This is a genomic window from Streptomyces sp. NPDC058401 (assembly GCF_042722885.1).
In the GTDB taxonomy this organism is placed as follows: domain Bacteria; phylum Actinomycetota; class Actinomycetes; order Streptomycetales; family Streptomycetaceae; genus Streptomyces.
This window is the reverse complement of record NZ_JBHXKA010000259.1, coordinates 1-3,882: the sequence shown is the minus strand read 5'-3', so window position 1 is coordinate 3,882 and position 3,882 is coordinate 1. Positions and strand designations below refer to the sequence as shown.

At 70.2% G+C, this 3,882-nt stretch carries 4 protein-coding genes; all 4 read right to left on the bottom strand.

Features of this window, described 5'->3' with window-relative positions; all coding sequences use genetic code 11:
• Window positions 1-59: 59 nt before the first annotated feature.
• From gatB to gatC, 4 genes are read right to left on the bottom strand one after another with little or no spacing between them, the layout of a single operon-like run.
• The gene (gatB, locus tag ACFWNV_RS39480) at window positions 60-1,568 is read right to left on the bottom strand and encodes an Asp-tRNA(Asn)/Glu-tRNA(Gln) amidotransferase subunit GatB (RefSeq protein WP_383957130.1); all 1,509 of its coding nucleotides are present in this window, start codon (window positions 1,566-1,568) and stop codon (window positions 60-62) included.
• 15 nt (window positions 1,569-1,583) lie between these two features.
• Complete coding sequence (locus ACFWNV_RS39475) at window positions 1,584-1,835, bottom strand: hypothetical protein (RefSeq protein WP_383957126.1); 252 nt, start codon at window positions 1,833-1,835, stop codon at window positions 1,584-1,586.
• The gene (gene gatA, locus ACFWNV_RS39470) at window positions 1,832-3,343 is read right to left on the bottom strand and encodes an Asp-tRNA(Asn)/Glu-tRNA(Gln) amidotransferase subunit GatA (protein ID WP_383957123.1); all 1,512 of its coding nucleotides are present in this window, start codon (window positions 3,341-3,343) and stop codon (window positions 1,832-1,834) included. Before gatA ends, ACFWNV_RS39475 begins: the two co-directional genes overlap by 4 nt.
• 5 nt (window positions 3,344-3,348) lie before the next feature.
• The gene (gene gatC, locus ACFWNV_RS39465; RefSeq protein ID WP_007266718.1) at window positions 3,349-3,645 is read right to left on the bottom strand and encodes an Asp-tRNA(Asn)/Glu-tRNA(Gln) amidotransferase subunit GatC; all 297 of its coding nucleotides are present in this window, start codon (window positions 3,643-3,645) and stop codon (window positions 3,349-3,351) included.
• Window positions 3,646-3,882: the final 237 nt, after the last annotated feature.

The window sequence follows — 3,882 nt, the reverse complement described above, 5'->3', positions numbered from 1 at the left end:
GCCCCCCCCCGGATCTCGGGTGCGGGGCCGCCGCGTACGTACGGGAGCGACTCCGTCGACTACTCCGAGACGCCCAGGCGTTCCAGGATGAGCTCCTTGACGCGGCCCGCGTCGGCCTGGCCGCGGGTGGTCTTCATGACCGCTCCGACCAGTGCGCCGACCGCGGCGATCTTGCCGCCGCGGATCTTGTCGGCGATGCCCGCGTTGCCCGCGATGGCCTCGTCCACGGCCGCGCCGAGCGCGCCCTCGTCCGAGACGACCTTCAGGCCGCGCTTCTCGACGACCTCGTCCGGGGTGCCCTCGCCGGCGAGGACGCCTTCGAGGACCTGGCGGGCCAGCTTGTCGTTGAGCTCACCGGCCGCCACCAGGGCCGCGACGCGCGCGACCTGGACGGGGGTGATGGGCAGCTCGTCGACGACGACGCCCTGCTCGTTGGCGTTGCGCGCCAGCTCGCCCATCCACCACTTGCGGGCGGCCGTGGAGTCGGCGCCGGCCTCGATGGTGGCGACGATGGAGTCCACCGCGCCCGCGTTGAGGATCGACTGCATGTCGTGCTCGGTGACGCCCCACTCCTGGAGGAGGCGGTTGCGGCGCACGCGCGGCATCTCCGGCAGACCGGAGCGCAGCTCCTCGACCCAGGTGCGGGCCGGGGCGATCGGGACCAGGTCGGGCTCCGGGAAGTACCGGTAGTCCTCGGCGTTGTCCTTGATGCGGCCGGCCGTGGTGGAGCCGTCCTCCTCGTGGAAGTGCCGGGTCTCCTGCACGATCGAGCCGCCGGAGGAGAGCACCGCCGCGTGGCGCTGGATCTCGAAGCGGGCCGCGCGCTCGACGGAACGCAGCGAGTTGACGTTCTTCGTCTCGCTGCGGGTGCCCATGGGCACCTCGGGGCTGGTGCGCAGCGACAGGTTGACGTCGCAGCGCATCTGGCCCTTGTCCATGCGGGCCTCGGAGACGCCGAGCGCCTTGATGACCTCGCGCAGCTCGGCGACGTACGCCTTGGCCACCTCGGGGGCGCGCTCGCCGGCGCCCTCGATCGGCTTGGTGACGATCTCGATGAGCGGGATGCCGGCGCGGTTGTAGTCCAGCAGGGAGTGGGACGCGCCGTGGATGCGGCCGGTGGCGCCGCCGACGTGCAGCGACTTGCCGGTGTCCTCCTCCATGTGGGCGCGCTCGATCTCCACGCGGAAGATCTCGCCGTCCTCCAGCTGTACGTCGAGGAAGCCGTTGAAGGCGATCGGCTCGTCGTACTGGGAGGTCTGGAAGTTCTTCGGCATGTCCGGGTAGAAGTAGTTCTTCCGGGCGAAGCGGCACCACTCGGCGATCTCGCAGTTCAGCGCGAGACCGATCTTGATGGCGGACTCGATGCCGATCTCGTTGACGACCGGCAGCGCGCCGGGCAGGCCGAGACAGACCGGGCAGGTCTGCGAGTTGGGCTCGGCGCCCAGCTCGGTCGAGCAGCCGCAGAACATCTTGGTCTTCGTACCGAGCTCGACATGGACCTCGAGGCCCATGACGGGGTCGTACGACGCGAGGGCGTCCTCGTACGACAGCAGTTCAATGGCAGTCACAGTGGAAGTTCCCTCTCAGCCCAGCAGGACGTCGTCGTCGCCGAGACGCTTCAGTTCGCGGTACAGGATCGCGAGGCCGGTGACGATGGCGGCGGCGGACACGACGGCGTCGATCAGCTTCAGCGTGTCGTGCTCGGTGCGGGCCTTCTTGGCCTGCTTGACCACGCTGAGGGCACCGAAGGCGGTGGTGCCGATCGACAGGTACGTACCGGACTTGGACTTCCTGAAGCCCTTGGCCTTGGACAGCGCACTCGTGTTGGTACTCACAGCGACGGAGCCTCCTCAAGCAGCGGGTGACCCCAGCGCTCGACGAAGGCGGCCTCGACTGCGGCACCCACCTTGTACAGGCGGTCGTCCTTCATCGCCGGGGCGATGATCTGGAGCCCGACCGGGAGACCGTCCTCCGGGGCCAGGCCGCAGGGCAGCGACATGGCGGAGTTGCCGGCCAGGTTGGTCGGGATGGTGCACAGGTCGGCGAGGTACATGGCGAGGGGGTCGTCGGTGCGCTCGCCGATCGCGAAGGCCGTGGTGGGCGTGGTCGGGGAGACGATCACGTCGACCTGCTCGAAGGCCTTCTCGAAGTCCCGCGTGATGAGCGTGCGGACCTTCTGGGCGGAGCCGTAGTACGCGTCGTAGTAGCCGGAGCTGAGTGCGTACGTGCCGAGGATGATGCGGCGCTTGACCTCGTCGCCGAAACCGGCTTCGCGGGTCAGGGCGGTGACGTCCTCGGCGGAGCGGGTGCCGTCGTCGCCGACGCGCAGTCCGTAGCGCATGGCGTCGAAGCGGGCCAGGTTCGAGGAGCACTCGGACGGCGCGATCAGGTAGTACGCGGCCATCGCGAGGTCGAAGGACGGGCAGTCCAGCTCCACGATCTCGGCGCCGAGCTCCTTGAGGAGGGCGACGGACTCGTTGAAGCGCTGGACGACGCCGGCCTGGTAGCCCTCGCCGGCGAACTGCTTGACGACACCGACGCGCATGCCGGCGACGGAGCCGTTGCGGGCCGCCTCGACGACCGGCGGGACCGGGGCGTCGATGGACGTGGAGTCCAGCGGGTCGTGACCGGCGATGACCTCGTGGAGGAGGGCCGCGTCCAGGACCGTACGGGCGCAGGGGCCGCCCTGGTCGAGGGAGGAGGAGAAGGCCACCATGCCGTAGCGGGAGACGCCGCCGTAGGTGGGCTTCACGCCGACGGTGCCGGTGAGGGCGGCGGGCTGGCGGATGGAACCGCCGGTGTCCGTGCCGATCGCCAGCGGCGCCTGGAAGGCGGCCAGCGCGGCAGCGGAGCCGCCGCCGGAGCCGCCGGGGACGCGGGTGAGGTCCCAGGGGTTGCCGGTGGGCCCGTAGGCGCTGTTCTCCGTCGACGACCCCATGGCGAACTCGTCCATGTTGGTCTTGCCGAGGATGACGACGTCGGCTTCCTTCAGCTTGCGCGTCAGGGTGGCGTCGTACGGCGGGACCCAGCCTTCGAGGATCTTCGAACCGACGGTGGTGGGGATCCCGACGGTGGTGAAGATGTCCTTGAGGGCGAGCGGTACGCCGGCCAGCGGGCCGAGCGTCTCGCCGCGCTCGCGCTTGGCGTCGACGGCAGCCGCCTGGGCCAGCGCGCCGTCGCGGTCGACGTGCAGGAAGGCGTTGACCTTCTCGTCGGTCGCGCCGATACGGGCCAGGTGGGCCTCGGTGACCTCGACGGCCGTGAGCTCGCCCGAGGCGATCTTCTCGGCGGTCTGGGCGGCGGTGAGCCGGATGATGTCGATGGTGCTGTTGATGTCAGCCATGGTGATTAGTCCTCCCCCAGGATCTGCGGCACCTTGAAACGCTGCTGCTCCTGGGCGGGAGCGCCGGAAAGCGCCTGCTCGGGGGTGAGCGACGGACGGACCTCGTCCGCGCGCATGACGTTCGTCAGCGGCAGCGGGTGGGAGGTCGGCGGGACGTCTTGGTCGGCGACCTCGGAAACGCGGGCGACCGCGCCGATGATGTCGTCGAGCTGTCCAGCGAAGTGGTCGAGCTCTTCGCTCTTCAGCTCCAGACGTGCCAGCCGAGCGAGGTGGGCGACCTCCTCGCGCGTGATGCCAGGCATGCAGCGATCCTCTGGGGGTTCGGGTGTGTAGGTTTCGGCCCCAATCCTATGGGGCCCGGCCCCCGCCCGACGCCCCGGTTTCCCCCGGGGGCGGTACGAAGCCCCCGCGCGGGCCGATTCCACTGCGCGGGGCAGAGTTCCCCTACCCGCCCTTCGCCCGTTCCCCGGGCTCTGCCCGGACCCCGGTCCTCAAACGCCGGACGGGCTGAAAGCGGGGTGCCGGGCTGTGCCCGGACC

Coding starts and splice junctions, on each gene's coding strand:
- gatA (WP_383957123.1), bottom strand. CDS start 3,343: ATGGCTGACATCAACAGCACCATCGACATCATCCGGCTCACCGCCGCC.
- gatC (WP_007266718.1), bottom strand. CDS start 3,645: ATGCCTGGCATCACGCGCGAGGAGGTCGCCCACCTCGCTCGGCTGGCA.